Below are 15,788 nucleotides of genomic sequence, written 5' to 3' on the forward strand. Positions count from 1 at the left end.
TGCTTTACTCGCCCGGTGTTTTGAAACTCAGGCTATTTTTCATTGGTACGAAATCCACCCAAACACATCCCCTTCCCCAGCAAGGACCAGGTCCTTGCCTTCATCAACGAACATCACGGCAAGGCCGGCATCCGGGAGATCGCCCGGGCCTTCAACCTCAAGAATGACCGCCGCGCCGAGTTGAAGCGCCTGCTGCGCGAGCTCGAAGACGGCGGCCGGGTCGAAGCCCGCAGAAAGAAGCTGCACAAGGCGGGCACGCTGCCCGACGTGACGCTCGCCGACATCACCGGCCGTGACCGCGACGGCGAACTGCTCGCCACCCCCACCGAATGGGACGTGGACGAGCACGGTCCGGTCCCGAAGATCCGCATCGTCACGCCGCGGAAGGCGCGGCCTCATGAGGTCGCCGGCGTCGGCGACCGGGCACTGCTTCGTGTCCATGAAGCGCGCCAAGAAGACGGCAGCCGGGACGTCGCCTACAACGGCCGCGTCATCAAGATCATCGACAAGGCCAAGACCCGCGCGCTTGGCATCTTCCGTGCGCTGCCGGGCGGCGGCGGCCGGCTCGTGCCGGTCGACAAAAAGCAGCTTGGCAAGGAGCTGTCGATCCCGAGCGGCGCGACGAAAGACGCCCAGGACGGCGACCTGATCGCGGTGAGCGTCCAGGTGCAGCGCTTCGGCCTGCCCGTGGCGCGCGTCGAGGAGCGGCTCGGCTCGCTCAAGACCGAGCGCGCCGTAAGCATCATCGCGATCCACGCCCACGACATCCCCCACGTGTTTCCGGTCGCGGTCGAAGCCGAGGCCCATGCGGCAAAACCCGCAACGCTTGAAGGCCGTGAGGATTGGCGGAAGCTCGCGCTCGTCACCATCGATCCGGTCGATGCGAAAGATCACGACGATGCGGTCCACGCCGGGCCAGATCCCGACCCGGACAATCCGGGCGGGCATATCCTCACGGTCGCGATCGCCGACGTCGCGCACTACGTGCGGCCGGGCTCGGCGCTTGATCGCGAAGCGGTCAAACGCGGCAACTCGGTCTATTTCCCGGACCGCGTGGTGCCGATGCTGCCGGAGCGCATTTCCAACGATCTCTGCTCGCTGCGCCCGCGCGAAGATCGCGCCGCGCTTGCGGTGCGGATGATCATCGGCCCCGACGGCCGCAAGCGCTCGCACACGTTCCATCGGGTGCTGATGCGCTCGGCCGCCAAGCTCAATTACGAGCAGGCGCAGATGGCGATCGGCGGCCGTACCGACGACGACACCGGACCGCTTCTCGAGAACGTGCTGAAGCCGCTGTACGCCGCTTACGAAGCGTTGAAACGCGCGAGAGACGCCCGCGGTCCGCTCGACCTCGACCTGCCCGAACGGAAAATCCTGCTCAAGGCCGACGGCACCGTCGACCGTGTCGTCGTGCCCGAGCGGCTGGAGTCGCACCGGCTGATCGAGGAGTTCATGATCCTCGCCAACGTCGCGGCGGCCGAGACGCTGGAAAAGGCGCGCGTACCGCTGATCTACCGGGCGCACGACGAGCCCTCGCTGGAGAAAACCGAAGCGCTGCGCAAATTCCTCGAGACGCTACACATCTCGCTGCCCAAGGGCGGCGTGCTTCGCTCCGAGCAGTTCAACCGCATCCTCGGCCAAACCAAGGGCCAGGACGTCGACGCGCTGGTTAACGAGGTGGTGCTGCGCTCACAGGCCCAGGCCGAATATTCCGCCGATAACATCGGCCATTTCGGCCTGAACCTTCGCCGCTACGCGCACTTCACCTCGCCGATCCGGCGCTATGCCGACCTTGTGGTGCATCGTGGGCTGATCCGGGCGGGACGCTTCGGCTCGGACGATCTCCCCGAGAGCCAGGATCACGCGGCGCTGGCCGAAGTGGCGGCGCAGATTTCCGCCTCCGAGCGGCGCGCCATGAAGGCCGAGCGCGAGACCAAAGACCGGCTGATCGCACATTTCCTCTCCGACAAGATCGGCGCCACGTTCGAAGGCCGCATCTCGGGCGTCACCCGCGCCGGTATCTTCATCAAGCTCGACCACACTGGCGCCGACGGCTTCGTACCGGCTCGCACCATCGGCAACGAGTACTTCCGCTACGAGGAAGACATGCACGCCATGGTCGGCAACTCGACGGGCGAAACCTACCGGCTCGGTGATCGCGTCACGGTGAAGCTCGTCGAGGCTGCGCCGGTCGCGGGCGCGCTGCGTTTCGAGCTCCTGTCGGAAGGCAAGATTGTCGGGCGCGCGCAACAGCGGCCGTCGCAGCGCCGCTCCGCAAAATCGCGGCCTGAACGCGGCCCCAAAAAGCGCTATGGTCCGCGTCGCAAATGACCGATCTCCTGCAACGCTTCACCACCGACGCCCAGCCCGGCCATCCCAACCGGCCGCCGAGGGACGCCGCGACGCTCATTCTGCTCGACCGCAGCGGGCCGCAGCCGTTGGTGCTGATGGGCAAGCGGCGCCACGACCTTGTCTTCATGCCCGGCAAGTTCGTGTTCCCGGGCGGCCGCGTCGATCCCGCCGACCGCAAGATGACAGCCGGCGCGCCGCTCGATCCGCGCGCCGAGCAGAAGCTGATGCAGCACGTAAAGCGCCCGAGCGCTGGCAAGGCCCAGGCGCTGGCGCTGGCTGCGATCCGCGAAACTTTCGAGGAGACCGGGCTGTTTTTGGGCGAAAAGCGCGACAGCGCGCCCAAGGCGCCGCCCGGGCCGTGGCAGGCCTTCGCCGAGGCCAACATCTATCCGGACCTCTCGACCGTGCATTTCATCGCCCGCGCTATCACGCCCCCTCGCCGGTCGCGGCGCTACGACACCCGTTTCTTCACGGCCGACGTCTCCGCCATCGCCCACAAGATCGAGGGCAAGGTCGGGCCGGATTCGGAGCTGGTGGAACTGGTCTGGCTGCCGCTCGATGGCATCAAGGAGCGGATTGAGCTCCTGGCCATCACCGAGATTGTGCTGCTCGACCTCGACAAGCAGCTCAAGGAAGGCTTCAGCCACGACCTCCCGGTGCCGTTCTATCGGGTCAAGGGCAAGACGCGGGTGCGGGAATTCCTTTGAGAATCCGCGGGGTTCCGGGCTTTCCCGACACTCCTTTGGGATTCCTTGACTTTCGCGGTCCGGTGGCTAGTTTCCGGGCCAAATCCATTCGATTTCGAGGACCGTCATGGCCAAGGCCGTCAGCACCAAGATCAAGCTCGTCTCCAGCGCGGACACCGGCTTCTACTACGTCACCAAGAAGAACTCGCGCACGATGACCGAGAAGCTCAAGATGAAGAAGTACGACCCGATCGCGAAGAAGCACGTCGAATTCGTCGAGGGCAAGATCAAGTAAACCGGCGATCGATACCGCCATAAATATAAAGGGCGCCTCGCGGCGCCCTTTTCATTTTGGTGATGGGGAAATACGGCACCCAAAACAGCTTGGTTCAATCATTCACTTCTCGAAAAAGGGTGGCCGGCCGGGAGCGATGTCATGAGGAGGCCACTCGCATCACTCCCAGACCGGCCGAACCCCACGGAACTCAGGAGATGCGGCGGACCTGAGCAAACCGTAGGGCTGTTCTGCAGCGACAACGTCTTCTCGAATTTGCGAAACCAACGCCTCAGTTGATTTCCGCTGCCGCCCGTGTCGTGAGATCACGCTACTTCAACGAGCCGCGAAAGCAACGCTCAAAAGCCCGATAAACTCTGGATTCGCCGGCAATCAGTCATCAACCTAAACCGTTATGGTTTACACGTGCGCGATTAACCAGGAGCGTGCCTGGACCGTGGCGCGAGCGCTAATAATCCCATTGCGCATTGACGCCGGTCTCGGTGCCGCCGTCGGCGCCGGTCGCACCCTGGATGTGAATGTTTTTGACGACATCGATGTCGATCGTCGCCTTACTGGAGCCGGGCGAACTGCCCTGCCGCACGCCAAGATAGACCCGATCATTCAGCCGCTTGCCGACACCGACCTGCCCTCCGGTACCGGCCTTGTCCATACCAACGTCCAGGCTATCGACCCCGATCGACCGACGCACTTTGTCCAACATGCCTGGGCCGCCGCCGGAAAACTGAGCGACGGTCTGCGCCAGCATGACGGCCTGGCCGGCGGTGAGTGATCCCGCGGATTTACCGAAAAGCAAACGCGCAAGAACCTCGTCCTGCGCAAGTTCGGGAGTCGACGAGAAGCTGATCTGCGGCTGGGACGCGGGCCCCGAAACCAGGATTTTCGCGGTGACGTCGGCGCTCTTGGTTTCGGCGACGAAGTCAAGAGTGGGGTCTATCGCGCCGTTGAACGTTACCTTTCCTCGGGTGAAATCAAGCCGGCGGCCGAGCACGTCGAAGCGGCCACGCTGCATCTCGAACGCTCCCACAGTCACCGGTGCGGCGCTGGTGCCCTTGAGAGTCAAGTTGCCGCCCATTTCGGACTCCACCCCCATGCCGCGCACAAATATGTTGTTGGCAGCGTTGATCGCGAGTTCGAGATCAGCCACGAAGGCCGCCTCGGCAGGCTTGTGACTTTTCTTCGCCTTAGATGTCTCGGTTGCCTTTCCTTTGACGTCTTTCCGGCCCGGCTCCGCGTTGATATGGCGCACGTCAAGCATGTCGCTTCCGCCGAGCCGCTTGTCAGGGATGTTGATATCCAAGCTCTTCACATCGACACGACCCGTCAGGCGCGGCCTGCTCATGAGGCTGCCCGACATGACAAGCTGACCATCGGCGACGAGCCGCATCAGTTCGCTCGAAACCAGTCCAGCATTCTGCATCGCGATCTCAGCCTTGCCGGGGAAACCGTTCACGGGATCGAGTCCGACACTGCCCTTCACCGAGAGACTGCCGCCATTTGGCGTGCGCGCATTGAGGGACGTGATCGTCACCGAGCGGTCGGTCCCAGTGATGACGCTTTCGATCTTGTCCAGCGTCACACCATTGACCGTGTCCTCGAAGCGGCCTCCAGCAAGACGCAGGGTGCCGCCGGCCCGAGGCTGGGTAAAGGTCCCCTGAATTTTTGCGTCGATGATCGCATTACCGGAGGCGCGAGCGCCGGAGGTGGCGAGCATGGCGTTGGCAATGCCGAGCGCGACGCTGCCCTTGGCATTCACGTCCATTGCCCCCGCGCCCAGCGGCACCGAGCCGCTCACCGTAACGCCGGTCAAAGACGGCCCGGAGACACCAATATTGAAACCCACGCGGCCGGAGCTCAAAGTACCGTTGGTCTTTACATCCAGTGGTCCGACGCCGGAACGCGCAAGATCCGGCGTACTGATTCGTGAGACGGACAGATCGTAATCGCCGTTCGGCATGGTCGCGGATCCTGCGACCCTCGCCCTGCCGCTCGCCGTGCCCGACAGGTCGATCTTGGGATCAACGAGCGAGGCGATTGCGAGCGGCAGGTTGCGCAGATCCACATCGAGATCGAACGTCTTGCCAGCCTTGCCGCGCACCGTCGCGCTTCCGCCACCGGATAAAAGGGCGAGACGGTCGACAGCCAACACGTCATGGTGCGAAGTGAAGGTTGCCGGCGCCGACAAGGTGAGATCGGTGCGACCTTTGGCGGCGCGGAAGGTGTCGAGCCGAACGATAGTTCTGTCCGCACTCAGGTTGAGTCGCCCTGTTGCGGCGAGCGCGGCGCCCTGCGCAATGGCGTCAAGTTTGAACGCGGTCAAGCCACCGCCGCTGCTGTTGGTACGTAAGGTGGCCTTGTCAATGCCTCGCGCACCAACCGAGAGTCCCGTCAGTTCTATTTGGCCGTCAAGCGCCGGAGCGGCTGTAGCGTCAGCAATCGACAAATCCATATGAGCGGCATTAAGCACAGCGCCCGCCGCGCGCAGCTTGACGGCCGTAGCATTGACGGCGGCGCCCTGCTTGCCGTCCTTGGCCGTCAGACTGATGCTCACCTTCGCGGTACCAGCCAGCTCGGTCAAAGTGAGTGCCGAAAGATCGGACAGATCCCGGGCGTCGAACGTGATGTTTCCGTCGAGCAACCCCTTGTCGCTGACATTGACGTTGCCCTTCGCCGTCACAGAGCCGACTGAAAGACTGAAAGCGTTCTGCATGCTGCTGTCGCGGGCAACCCGGGAGAATCCGGCCGTGCCGTTCGCAGACTTGTTGCCGATACGACCCACGAGCCGCGCATCGATTTCGGGCCGGCCTGTGAGATCGCGCGCGTGAAGATCGAGTGCAAGGCCTTCGATGGACTCACCCATCGCCCGGCCTTTCGGCACAGTGATCTGCATCTTTGCGGCAAGAGCCGTGAGATTGCCCGCGAAGGTCGCTTCCGCTTCAGCGCGACCTTCGAGACGAGGATCGACACGCTTGAGATCTGGCAAATGGATATGGCCGACAAGGTCGGCCACGCGGCGATCAATTCGGCCACCCACCTCTATGTTCAGCCCGGCGGCCTTGAGCGTCAGATCATTCGCTGCGACGGCTCCGCCCGCGCCGAAGGCGACCGCCCCCTCAAGGGTTGCATTGCCGCCGAGCAGACCGTCGATAGCAGTAACGCCCGTGGCGACGTCTTTCGACGCCCCCTTAATGCGTGCGCGAACGATGTGCTGCGCATCGCCACCACTGAGATTGGCATCGAATGTCACAGCGCCCCGTAGCCGCTGCCCCGCAAGCGGCGACAGAGCGGCAAGGTCGAGCCGAAACAATTGCAACACACCTTCAGCTCCATCGGCCCCTGCTCGACCTGCGAAGCGAAGACTGAATGGGACGAAGGATACATCCGCCTTCGTAAGAGACGGCGCTCCGTTTGCCGGCACGGCGCCAGAGAACGAGAAGCCGCCTTTTCCGCCAAGTGCTGCGGTCGTCTGCGGGTCACGCCCTTGAAGACCCTCGAGACTTCCGTCCGTGTGCCAGGCCATCCCACCTGCGTTATCGGGGATGGTTTCGGCATGGAGATCCAGCGCTTTTGCGCTGTACCCAGCCGCACCAAAGTCCTGAGCAGCCAGTTTCACCAAGACAGCCGGGGATCCATAGGCGCCGCGCAATGTTCCCTCGAGACGCAGATCGCTCCAGGCCGCATCCGGCAGAAGCGCCGCGAAACGCTCCGCCTCCCTGCCCGTCGCTTTGAAGGCGAGATCGGTGGTGCCCTCCCTTAAATCCACCGAACCGATGAGACCGACGCCAACGCCCGCAGCATCGATGGTGAGCGACTCCACGTCAATTCGCATGCCGTCGCCGGCAAACGCGACAGCCGTGACCTTCGACACGCCCTCGAACAGGGGGGCGACATTGGCTGGCAGCAGCCGTTGCACGTCGGCATCTATGCCGAGTTCTGCTTTATAGCGCTGATCCTGACGTCGGATGCTGGCTGCGCCCGTGATCACGGCGGTGTCGCCCACAGTGAGATTGAGCGCTCCGTTCCAGGAATCGAGAGGGCCGCGGCCCTTGATCTCGGCTTTGATCGCAGGGAGGCCTTCGAGGTTTGCGAGACGCGCCACCAAGCCGCCTTCCGGTTCGCGTGCCTGCGCATCGATATTGAGCGTCTGTGTGCTCGGTTCAAAGCCGATCGAACCTTTCACAGCGCCTTCGCGATCATGGCGATCGAGCGCGAATGAAAGCGAAAGCCCTCGCGACGGCTCCATGAGTCGTGCGGACGCGGTGAAGCTGAGCATTGCCGCTTGCCCAACAAGGGATTCGGCGATTTCGATCTCTTTGACCCCGAGATGCTCCAACACCAAGCGCAGCGGCAAGCTGAAGCCGCGGCCGCTGTTTTCGCCCTTTGTGGCTGCAGGCAGGTCGGGCTTTCGCGCGAGATTGACTTTAGACGCTTCCAGCGACTCCACTGCGAGGGTAGCGCTGAACAACGCGAAGGGCCTCCACACCAGGCGCAGGCCTTCGATCCGGGCGAACTCACCGTGCGAGTCCGCGAGCGTCACGGAACCAACGGTCATGCTGGCCGAAATTGCGCCTTCAATATCCGAAACAGTGACCGTAAGTCCGCCTCCGGACGCGAGCGTCCCGCCAAGCCGAGCCAGTATCCGTTTGCCAGGGCCCGTCTGGAGCGCAACAAAGACGACGGCGAGCAAAACCGCCAGCATCGCCGCGGCAAGACCGAACCAGCGCATGAGCCGGCCTAAAGGGTGAGCGATCTGTCTCAGAAGGCCTGTCCCAGACTGATATAAAATCCGTAACGAGAATCCCCATCACGCGGATTGAGGGGGACAGCGAAATCAAACCGGATCGGGCCAAGCGAAGTGTAGTAACGGAGGCCAATGCCGGCGGCATAGCGCAAGTTGCCCAAATCGGGCGTTTCGGAAGCGGAGGCCGAGCCCATGTCGAAGAAGGGCACGATGCCGATCGAATCGGTGATCCTGATCCGCGCCTCTGCTGAGGCGGTGAAGAAGCTCAAGCCACCAATGATGTTGCCCTGCGCATCACGCGGACTCGCCGACTGGTAGTCGAAGCCGCGCAAGGAGCCGCCCCCGCCGACGTAGAAGCGGCGTTGGGCTGGGATGTCGAAGAGGTTCGCCCCGGTTACGCTGCCTGCTGCCACCCTGCCGGCAAGGATGAAGCGTTTATCCTCGTCGAGCGCGTGATAGGCAGAGAGCGAGCCCTTCATCATCAGCGGCCCCGCACCACCATCACCGAGATGGGCAAACGGCTCGAACGTCGCATTGAGACGAATGCCTTTAGAGGGATCGAACAGGTTGTCGGTGGTGTCGTAGGCGACATCGACCGGAACGCCGGCAATGGAATAGTCCTTCGTCCCGATCGCGTCCTGTACGCGCGACTGCTCGAGATCGAGACTCACCTGCATCGTGAGCTTGTCGTTGAAGCGGTGACGCACGCCGCCGAGGAAAGTGGTGGCGTCACGGACATAGGCATTAGTTACCTCCCGCAGCACTGCCCCCTGTGCGACGAGATCATCGACCGGGGTATAGATGCCGGGCTTCACGAAGGTGGCAGACACCTTGTAACCGAGCGGATCGGCGTCGGGCACCGCTTGAGGCTTACTGCCAAACCAGGATGCCTGCCCATCGATCCTCAACGTCTCGCCACCGCCAAACAGATTGCGGTGACCCCAGAAGACATTTCCGACCGAGCCTTCGGTCGTGGAATACTTGGCACCAAAGCCGACATAACGCGGGTCACGCTCGGTCACATCCACATGGATCGGCAATTGGCCATTGGCGTCGAGTTGGTCTGCTTCGCGCAAGCGAACGCTGGCGATGGATTCAAATTCTGCCAAGCGTTTTCGCAGCCTGGCGAGGCGCCTGGGTGAATAGGGCTCGCCAGGCTGGATATCGATGCGCTCTTCGACAAATCCAGGCCTGAGCCGTTGCGCGCCGGACACTGTGAAGGCTCCGAATGTCGCCACAGGCCCCGCCTCCACCAAAAATGTAACGTTCAGTGTCTTGGTGGCATGGTCCGCCACCACGTCCTTACTGACGATGCGAGCAAAGGGGTGGCCATCTTCACGCAAGGCGCTGACGATGATGCGCTCTGCATCAGTGACGTCGGTGCTATGGGCCGCTTCGCCGGTCACAAGACCCATTTGCTTCGACGTCAGCGTGATGGGGATCGGACGGCGGCCCGAGGCATCAAGCAAATGCACCACGCCGAACTTGAACACCGGCCCCGGTTCGACAAACACGGTAACCGGCACCGGACCGGTTTGGCGAGCGGCGTTGACCACCTCGAACGCCGCTGGGTCGTTGGGCGACCGCCCGGCGACCGTGATGGTCACCTTGCCGGCATAACGAGCCTCGGTGTAGAGCGCAGCGAGAATGCGGTCCCGATCAGCGAAGGCACGTCGGATCAGACCCGACGCGCCGGCTGGCGCCTGCTGCTTCAGGCTCTCGAGATTGGAGGCACCTTCTACTGCCGAACGGATCGAACGTTCGCCGCCCGCAACATTGAAAGTGACCGTGTAAGGCGTCGCATCGGGCGCAGTGGTGTCGGTCGCAGCCTTGTTTGGATTGAACCACGCAATGGATTGCCCGAAGAAGCTCGTATCATCCGCATGCGCGTGGGAGGCGATCAATGGCGAGGCCATGAACGCGCAGATCCAACTCCTCAGGGCGCCAATTTTTCTGGCTTGCGATAATGGCCGCGCTTCCCAGTAACTCACTCAACCTCGCCTGCAGTACGATCACACGGAACATTGAGGTGAAATGTTCGCGCGCGAGAACTTCGAAACGACGTCAATGATGTGATGTTGAATGGGGCTGTTTGTTGGCACTCTTATGTTTGCCAACTGCTCGGCGTAGCGGTTTCCTGATTCCGCGCGTATTGCATGTCACGATGCGCATCAGTCACAGATCTGAGCGGTACGATACGGCCACCGGTTCCCCGCGGTGAATTCCCCTTCGACAACCATGAAGAGGTGATCCGGGCGCGTCGCCCTTCTGCCGTTAAAACTAACGTCACGGAGTTCTGCGCGCGATGCGCGCAGACGAGACCGGCCTCGCCGAAGCTTGGGTAATTTCAGGCCGCGTCGGCGACGACGCGGTTCCGGCCATCGCGCTTGGCGCGATACAGCGCCTGATCGGCGCGCTTGAGAATGGTCGACGGGGTATCGTCGGCGGTATCGAGCGTCGCAATCCCGATCGAGATCGTCACGTCGATCGCTTTGGCGCCCTGCGTGATGTTGAAAGCCTCGGACGCGATGCGACGACGCAGCCGCTCGGCGACGATCGTCGCCACCGCCATGTCGGTTTCCGGCATCACGATCACGAACTCCTCGCCGCCGAGCCGGCAGGCGAGATCGATGCCGCGGATCGACTTGCGGATGCGAACCGCGAACTCGCGCAGCACGTCGTCGCCGGCGTCGTGACCATAGGTGTCGTTGATCGATTTGAAGAAGTCGATATCGAGCACCATGATGGTGAGCGGCTTGCCACGCGCGCCCGCCTGCTCCAACAGCGAGCCGAGATGGCTTTCCATGTAGCGGCGATTGTAGAGGCCGGTGAGCCCGTCGGTGATCGCCATCTCGATCGACTGCTGGACATTGTCGCGCAGCCGGTCGGCGTAACGCTTCTTGCGGATCTGGGTGCGGGCGCGGGCGTGCAATTCGTTGGCGTCGACCGGCCGCATCAGATAGTCATTCACGCCGATCTCGAGCCCGCGGATCATCCGGGCATTGTCCTCGCTGTCGCAGATCGCGAGCACCGGCACGTTGCGGGTGCGCTCGAGCGAGCGGAGCTGGCTGCACAGCCGCAAAGCGTCGTAGTTTTCCAGCGCCAGCGACACGATCAGGAGCTCGAAATTGCCCTCGGCGGCGTGGAACACCGCCTCGCTCGGATTGGTCTCGATCTCGGCCTTCTGCTTGCTCGACAACATGGTCTGCAGCCGCTCGGCGGTCGAACGCCGGTCGTCGATGATCAGAACGCGTCCGAATTGGCCCGCCTCGGCCAAAGCCTGATGATCCGGGTCCTGGATGCCGATTTCGCGCGAGGTCAGCGCGCGCATCCGCAGTTCATCGGTCATCAGCTTCAACCGCGACAGCGAGCGCACCCGCGCGATCAGCGCCACATCCGACACCGGCTTGGTCAGGAAATCGTCGGCGCCGGCGGACAGCCCTTTGACGCGATCCGACGGCGAGTCGAGCGCTGTGACCATCACCACTGGAATGTGATGGGTCTTTTTGTTGGCCTTGATCCGCCGGCAGACCTCGAAACCGTCCATGTCCGGCATCATGACGTCGAGCAGGACGATGTCGCATTCCGCCTTGTCGCAGATCGCCAGCGCCTCCGTGCCGTTCATTGCGGTCACGACGTCAAAATATTCCGCCGACAAACGGGCTTCCAAAAGCTTCACGTTGGCGGGAACGTCGTCGACAACGAGTACGCGGGCAGTCACAGACGAAAACTCCTTCGGGGCGCGTCAGCCCAGAAAATGACGGATGGTCTCGATGAACTTGCCGACCGAGATCGGTTTGGAGAGATACGCTTCGCAGCCCCCCTGGCGAATGCGCTCTTCGTCGCCCTTCATGGCGAAGGCCGTAACGGCCACCACCGGAATGCTCTTGAGCTCGGGATCGTCCTTCAGCCACTTGGTGACCTCGAGGCCGGAGACCTCGGGCAGCTGGATGTCCATCAGCACCAGGTCGGGACGGTGCTTGCGGGCGAGGTCAAGCGCCTCGATGCCGTTGCGCGTGCCGACGATCTGGTAGCCGTGCGCCTCAAGCAGGTCGTGGAAGAGCTTCATGTTGAGCTCGTTGTCTTCCACGATCATGACGGTCTTGGACATTCCGCCCGCCTTCCTTCGCCGCGAGCTTACTGCCCGCAACGCCCGTTGGGCGCTGCGCCACCCGCACACGCCCGCCACTATGATTAAAACCTAGTGAGGATTCGTTACGGAAACGCAAACAAGAGCCCGCAAGTGCGACCAAGAGACAGCGAATTTCCTGATGTTCCCACAGCCTCAATCGTTAACACTGGCTGGGTTTGGGCCGGTAACGCTGCTAATCTGGGTCGAGCGCCGACTCGCCTGGAATCGCCAGCAACTGTCGGCCATTGCACCACCATGAAAAGCAAAGTTTCCCTCGATAAAAAGGACACGGCACGGCGCGAGGCGGCCGAAGCCCTGGCGATCTCGGCCCTCACCTACCTCGCCGCCGAGCCTGAAGCGCTGGGCGGGTTCCTGGCCGCCACCGGCATCGGCCCGGACCAGATCCGCACCGCGGCCGGCGATCCCGAGTTCCTCTCCGGCGTGCTCGACTATTTTCTCAGCGACGAAGCCCTGCTTGTCGCCTTCGCCAAGCACGAGGACATCAATCCGGCCGAACTCCAACGCGCCCGCGTAGCATTCGGAGGCGTGTGGGAACGGGACGTGCCCTGATGGGCGCGTTCTGCCGGGACTGCCTGAACGACGCAGGCTCTGCCGGCCGCTGCCCGCACTGCTTCTCGCCCCGCGTCATCCGTCACGACGAACTCGACACGCTCACCATCTGCCACGTCGATTGCGACGCATTCTACGCCACCATCGAGAAGCGGGATGACCCATCGCTTGCCGACAAGCCGCTGATCGTCGGCGGCGGCAAGCGCGGCGTGGTGTCGACCGCCTGCTACATCGCCCGCACCTTCGGCGTGCGCTCGGCCATGCCGATGTTCGAGGCCAAGCGGCTTTGCCCGCACGCGGCGGTGGTCCGCCCGAACATGGACAAATACGCCGGCGTCAGCCGGCAGGTTCGCGCGCTGATGCTCGATCTCACCCCGCAGGTCGAGGCGATCTCGATCGACGAGGCGTTCATGGACCTGGCCGGCACGCAGCGCCTGCATGGCATGAGCGCCGCGAAGGCGCTCGCCCGCTTCTCGGCCAAGGTCGAGAAGGAGCTCGGCATCTCGGTGTCGATCGGGCTTGCCGCCAACAAATTCCTGGCCAAGATCGCCTCCGATCTCGACAAGCCGCGCGGCTTTGCCGTGATCGGCAAGGCCGAGGCCGCCCGCTTTCTCGCCGACAAGCCGGTGGCGATCATCTTCGGGGTCGGCAAGGTCGCGGCGCAGCGCTTCGCCAAGGACGGCTTCCACAAGATTTCGGACCTGCAGCGCGCCGACGAGCACGACCTGATGCGCCGCTACGGCGCGGAAGGTCAGCGGTTGTGGCGGCTCGCCCGCGGCATCGACAGCCGCGAAGTCGATCCGATCCGCGAGCGCAAGAGCGTCTCGGCCGAGAACACGTTCGACCGCGACATCGCCTCGTTCCGGCCGCTGGAGAGGCGGCTCTGGGCCGCGGCCGAGGAGGTTTCGGAGCGGCTCAAGGAGAAGCGCCTCTGCGGCTCGACCGTGACGTTGAAGCTCAAGACCGCCGACTTCCGCATTCTCACCCGGGCACGCTCCCTGGAGCGCCCCACGCAATTGGCCGACAAGATCTTTGCGGCGAGCCGCGAACTGCTGGTCCGCGAGATCAACGGCACGCGCTATCGCCTGCTCGGTGTCGGCGTCAGCGCGCTCGACGATGCCGAGGCCGCCGATCCGGCCGACCTGATCGATCGCGGAGCCGAACGCCGCGCCAACGTCGAGCGCGCCATGGACCGCGTCCGCGGCAAATTCGGCCACGAGGCCGTGGTGAAGGGCTTGGCGCTGGACGAGAAGGAGTAGATCGCAAAATCGCGGTCCGGGCGCGAGGCTTTGCACCCATGAATCAGCATGTCCCGCTTTACGCCCCATCGCGACCGCACAGCGGACATCGTCTTCAAGTCGTCGAAGTCTCAAGGCCGACATCACTCGATCACCTTACGATTGCCGCCGATTGTGCTGCGGCTGCTGTTAGCCAACGCTTCGCTGTTCCGGGGTTTTGTTTTCGGACGCCCGGTGCGCCCGTCTCCCTGTTTTCCGTCTCCTCTCCCATAGGAGAGAAGAATGGAGCGCCGGGAGGCGCCACGGAGCTTGCGAGGCTCCGTCAGGCCAGCCTTGCGATCGGCCAGCCTGCGCGCCAAGCTTCCGGGACCCAATGCTTTGAGGGCGGTGGGGGTCCCGGGGCGCGCGGGCCCGTGCGAAGAGCCCGACGCCTCCTGGCGCTCCATTCGCGGTCCGCGTTGTTGGCAGCCGCACCTCGCTCCGTCACCGGGCGTCGCGATCGACGACACCCTCGACGCAGCAAGGCGAGATGACTGTTACACTAGATGCAAGAATTATTCAAGTACAAATATGATCGATTCTTGTACTGAGCGTGTATGTGATATTGCTCCCCATTTCGTCCTTCCGATTTTGCTTTTTTCACTGAACAGATTTGACCAGAAGCACATTGTAGATCGCTGGTGACTCAATTTCAGGAGAAGCCATTCGTCCCGCCGCCAGTTCGGCTACAAACCAATCCAAGTCGGCATCGTCTTTTGTCTCAATGGCAATCCAACCCGACAGGCCAAGAACGCCGATCGGCAGACAACCCAATTCAAAGGCCCGGGCGACACTGTCCGCTTCCACGTGCCGATTGATAGGTTTTACGCAAAACGCACGACCGAATTGCCGTTCGCAACGATCAACCTGGAGGCTGTTACAAAGCACCAGCGCCGTGGTCTTTCCATGCATCGCGGGTGCTTGCAGGCGAATTTCCGCCAAGCGAGTGTTCGTGCGCGGCAGATTTGGTCGCGTCGAAGGCTTCGCCGTCTTGGTGTGCCAGGCTTCGAGCTGCTGACTGGTGCTTGGAAGAAGCGGAACGTATCCCAGATCGGCGCTCCCGCGCTGGGCGTCCAACCATCTTACAAATCCATCGAAGTTTTGTGCAGCCATGCGCAATTGCGCATCGATTTGGAGGAGTGGCTCTAGAATTGGGTCGCCGTTGTACAAAGCTGTAAGAGCTGCAAATCCTACAATGCGAAGTCGGGTAAACTTGAGGTCAGGTCGCGTTAGGTCACCCGACTTCATAAGATTGGGCTTGAATTGCTCAGACGTTTTTTCGGCAATTTCTTCGAATGCAGTGCGCTCGAAGGTGTTACGGACGACAATATTCCAAACCCGGTCAAGACATGCTCGAAAAGGCGCCGAATCAGGCGTTCCAATTGCCGAAAAAATCAATCGTAAATCCGGGAACCGTGCTCCCGTGGTCAGCTTGCATGCTTTCGAGCCGCTTTCCGCCAGCGCCCTTTCCATAAGTTTTCCAAGAACAATCGAGAAAGCCGCATGCCGGCCTACATCAGCGGAATCTTCATAACCCGGCGCGTGCAATGCGAAGTCTAAAATGAAAGTGTCCTGCGATGCCTGCGCACGCAACGGGGTGGCCCACCCCGCAAAGTGGTATCCGCAACTCAGGATAAGAAGGGCGAGCGAAACACGAAGGCAACTGCCGCTAGATGAGCGCGCACGCTGAATTATTGCCATTGTGGTACCCTAGGTCGATGTGTCTGGTTTTTTA

General features: G+C 62.5%; 10 protein-coding genes. 5 read left to right on the forward strand and 5 right to left on the reverse strand.

All coding sequences use genetic code 11. The features are described 5' to 3' along the window. The first annotated feature begins 42 nt into the window (after nucleotides 1-42). The 3 genes from rnr to rpmG all read left to right on the forward strand — a co-directional run bounded on the left by rnr (nucleotide 43) and on the right by rpmG (nucleotide 3,333). The gene (rnr, locus tag RHPLAN_RS21690) at nucleotides 43-2,331 is read left to right on the forward strand and encodes a ribonuclease R (RefSeq protein ID WP_068021805.1); all 2,289 of its coding nucleotides are present in this window, start codon (nucleotides 43-45) and stop codon (nucleotides 2,329-2,331) included. Then, complete coding sequence (locus tag RHPLAN_RS21695) at nucleotides 2,328-3,059, forward strand: NUDIX hydrolase (protein ID WP_068021810.1); 732 nt, start codon at nucleotides 2,328-2,330, stop codon at nucleotides 3,057-3,059. Before rnr ends, RHPLAN_RS21695 begins: the two co-directional genes overlap by 4 nt. A 106-nt stretch (nucleotides 3,060-3,165) precedes the next feature. Beyond that, entirely contained in the window at nucleotides 3,166-3,333 is a 168-nt protein-coding gene (gene rpmG, locus RHPLAN_RS21700; protein WP_068021813.1) for a 50S ribosomal protein L33, read from the forward strand. 448 nt (nucleotides 3,334-3,781) lie between these two features. Here rpmG and RHPLAN_RS21705 read toward each other — a convergent pair whose 3' ends face one another. From RHPLAN_RS21705 to RHPLAN_RS21720, 4 genes are all read right to left on the reverse strand, one after another. Continuing rightward, nucleotides 3,782-8,059, reverse strand: coding sequence for a translocation/assembly module TamB domain-containing protein (locus RHPLAN_RS21705; RefSeq protein ID WP_068021815.1), 4,278 nt, complete (start codon nucleotides 8,057-8,059; stop codon nucleotides 3,782-3,784). Between the two features lie 29 nt (nucleotides 8,060-8,088). Further along, a complete protein-coding gene (locus tag RHPLAN_RS21710; RefSeq protein ID WP_237179884.1) occupies nucleotides 8,089-10,065 on the reverse strand; it encodes an autotransporter assembly complex protein TamA in 1,977 nt (658 codons plus the stop codon). Nucleotides 10,066-10,421: 356 nt separating this feature from the next. Continuing rightward, entirely contained in the window at nucleotides 10,422-11,795 is a 1,374-nt protein-coding gene (locus RHPLAN_RS21715) for a PleD family two-component system response regulator (protein ID WP_068021822.1), read from the reverse strand. Nucleotides 11,796-11,819: 24 nt separating this feature from the next. Then, entirely contained in the window at nucleotides 11,820-12,185 is a 366-nt protein-coding gene (locus tag RHPLAN_RS21720; protein ID WP_068021823.1) for a response regulator, read from the reverse strand. Between the two features lie 276 nt (nucleotides 12,186-12,461). On the opposite strand from RHPLAN_RS21720, the gene RHPLAN_RS21725 reads away from it, so the two are divergent. Continuing rightward, nucleotides 12,462-12,776, forward strand: coding sequence for a DUF3572 domain-containing protein (locus RHPLAN_RS21725; RefSeq protein WP_068021824.1), 315 nt, complete (start codon nucleotides 12,462-12,464; stop codon nucleotides 12,774-12,776). Then, a complete protein-coding gene (locus tag RHPLAN_RS21730) occupies nucleotides 12,776-14,035 on the forward strand; it encodes a DNA polymerase IV (protein ID WP_068021825.1) in 1,260 nt (419 codons plus the stop codon). The genes RHPLAN_RS21725 and RHPLAN_RS21730 overlap by 1 nt, the downstream gene beginning before the upstream one ends. Before the next feature lie 618 nt (nucleotides 14,036-14,653). On the opposite strand, the gene RHPLAN_RS21735 is transcribed toward RHPLAN_RS21730, so the two are convergent. Next, entirely contained in the window at nucleotides 14,654-15,646 is a 993-nt protein-coding gene (locus tag RHPLAN_RS21735; RefSeq protein ID WP_157100401.1) for a hypothetical protein, read from the reverse strand. Nucleotides 15,647-15,788 lie beyond the last annotated feature (142 nt).

This window comes from Rhodoplanes sp. Z2-YC6860 (genome assembly GCF_001579845.1).
Lineage (GTDB): Bacteria > Pseudomonadota > Alphaproteobacteria > Rhizobiales > Xanthobacteraceae > Z2-YC6860.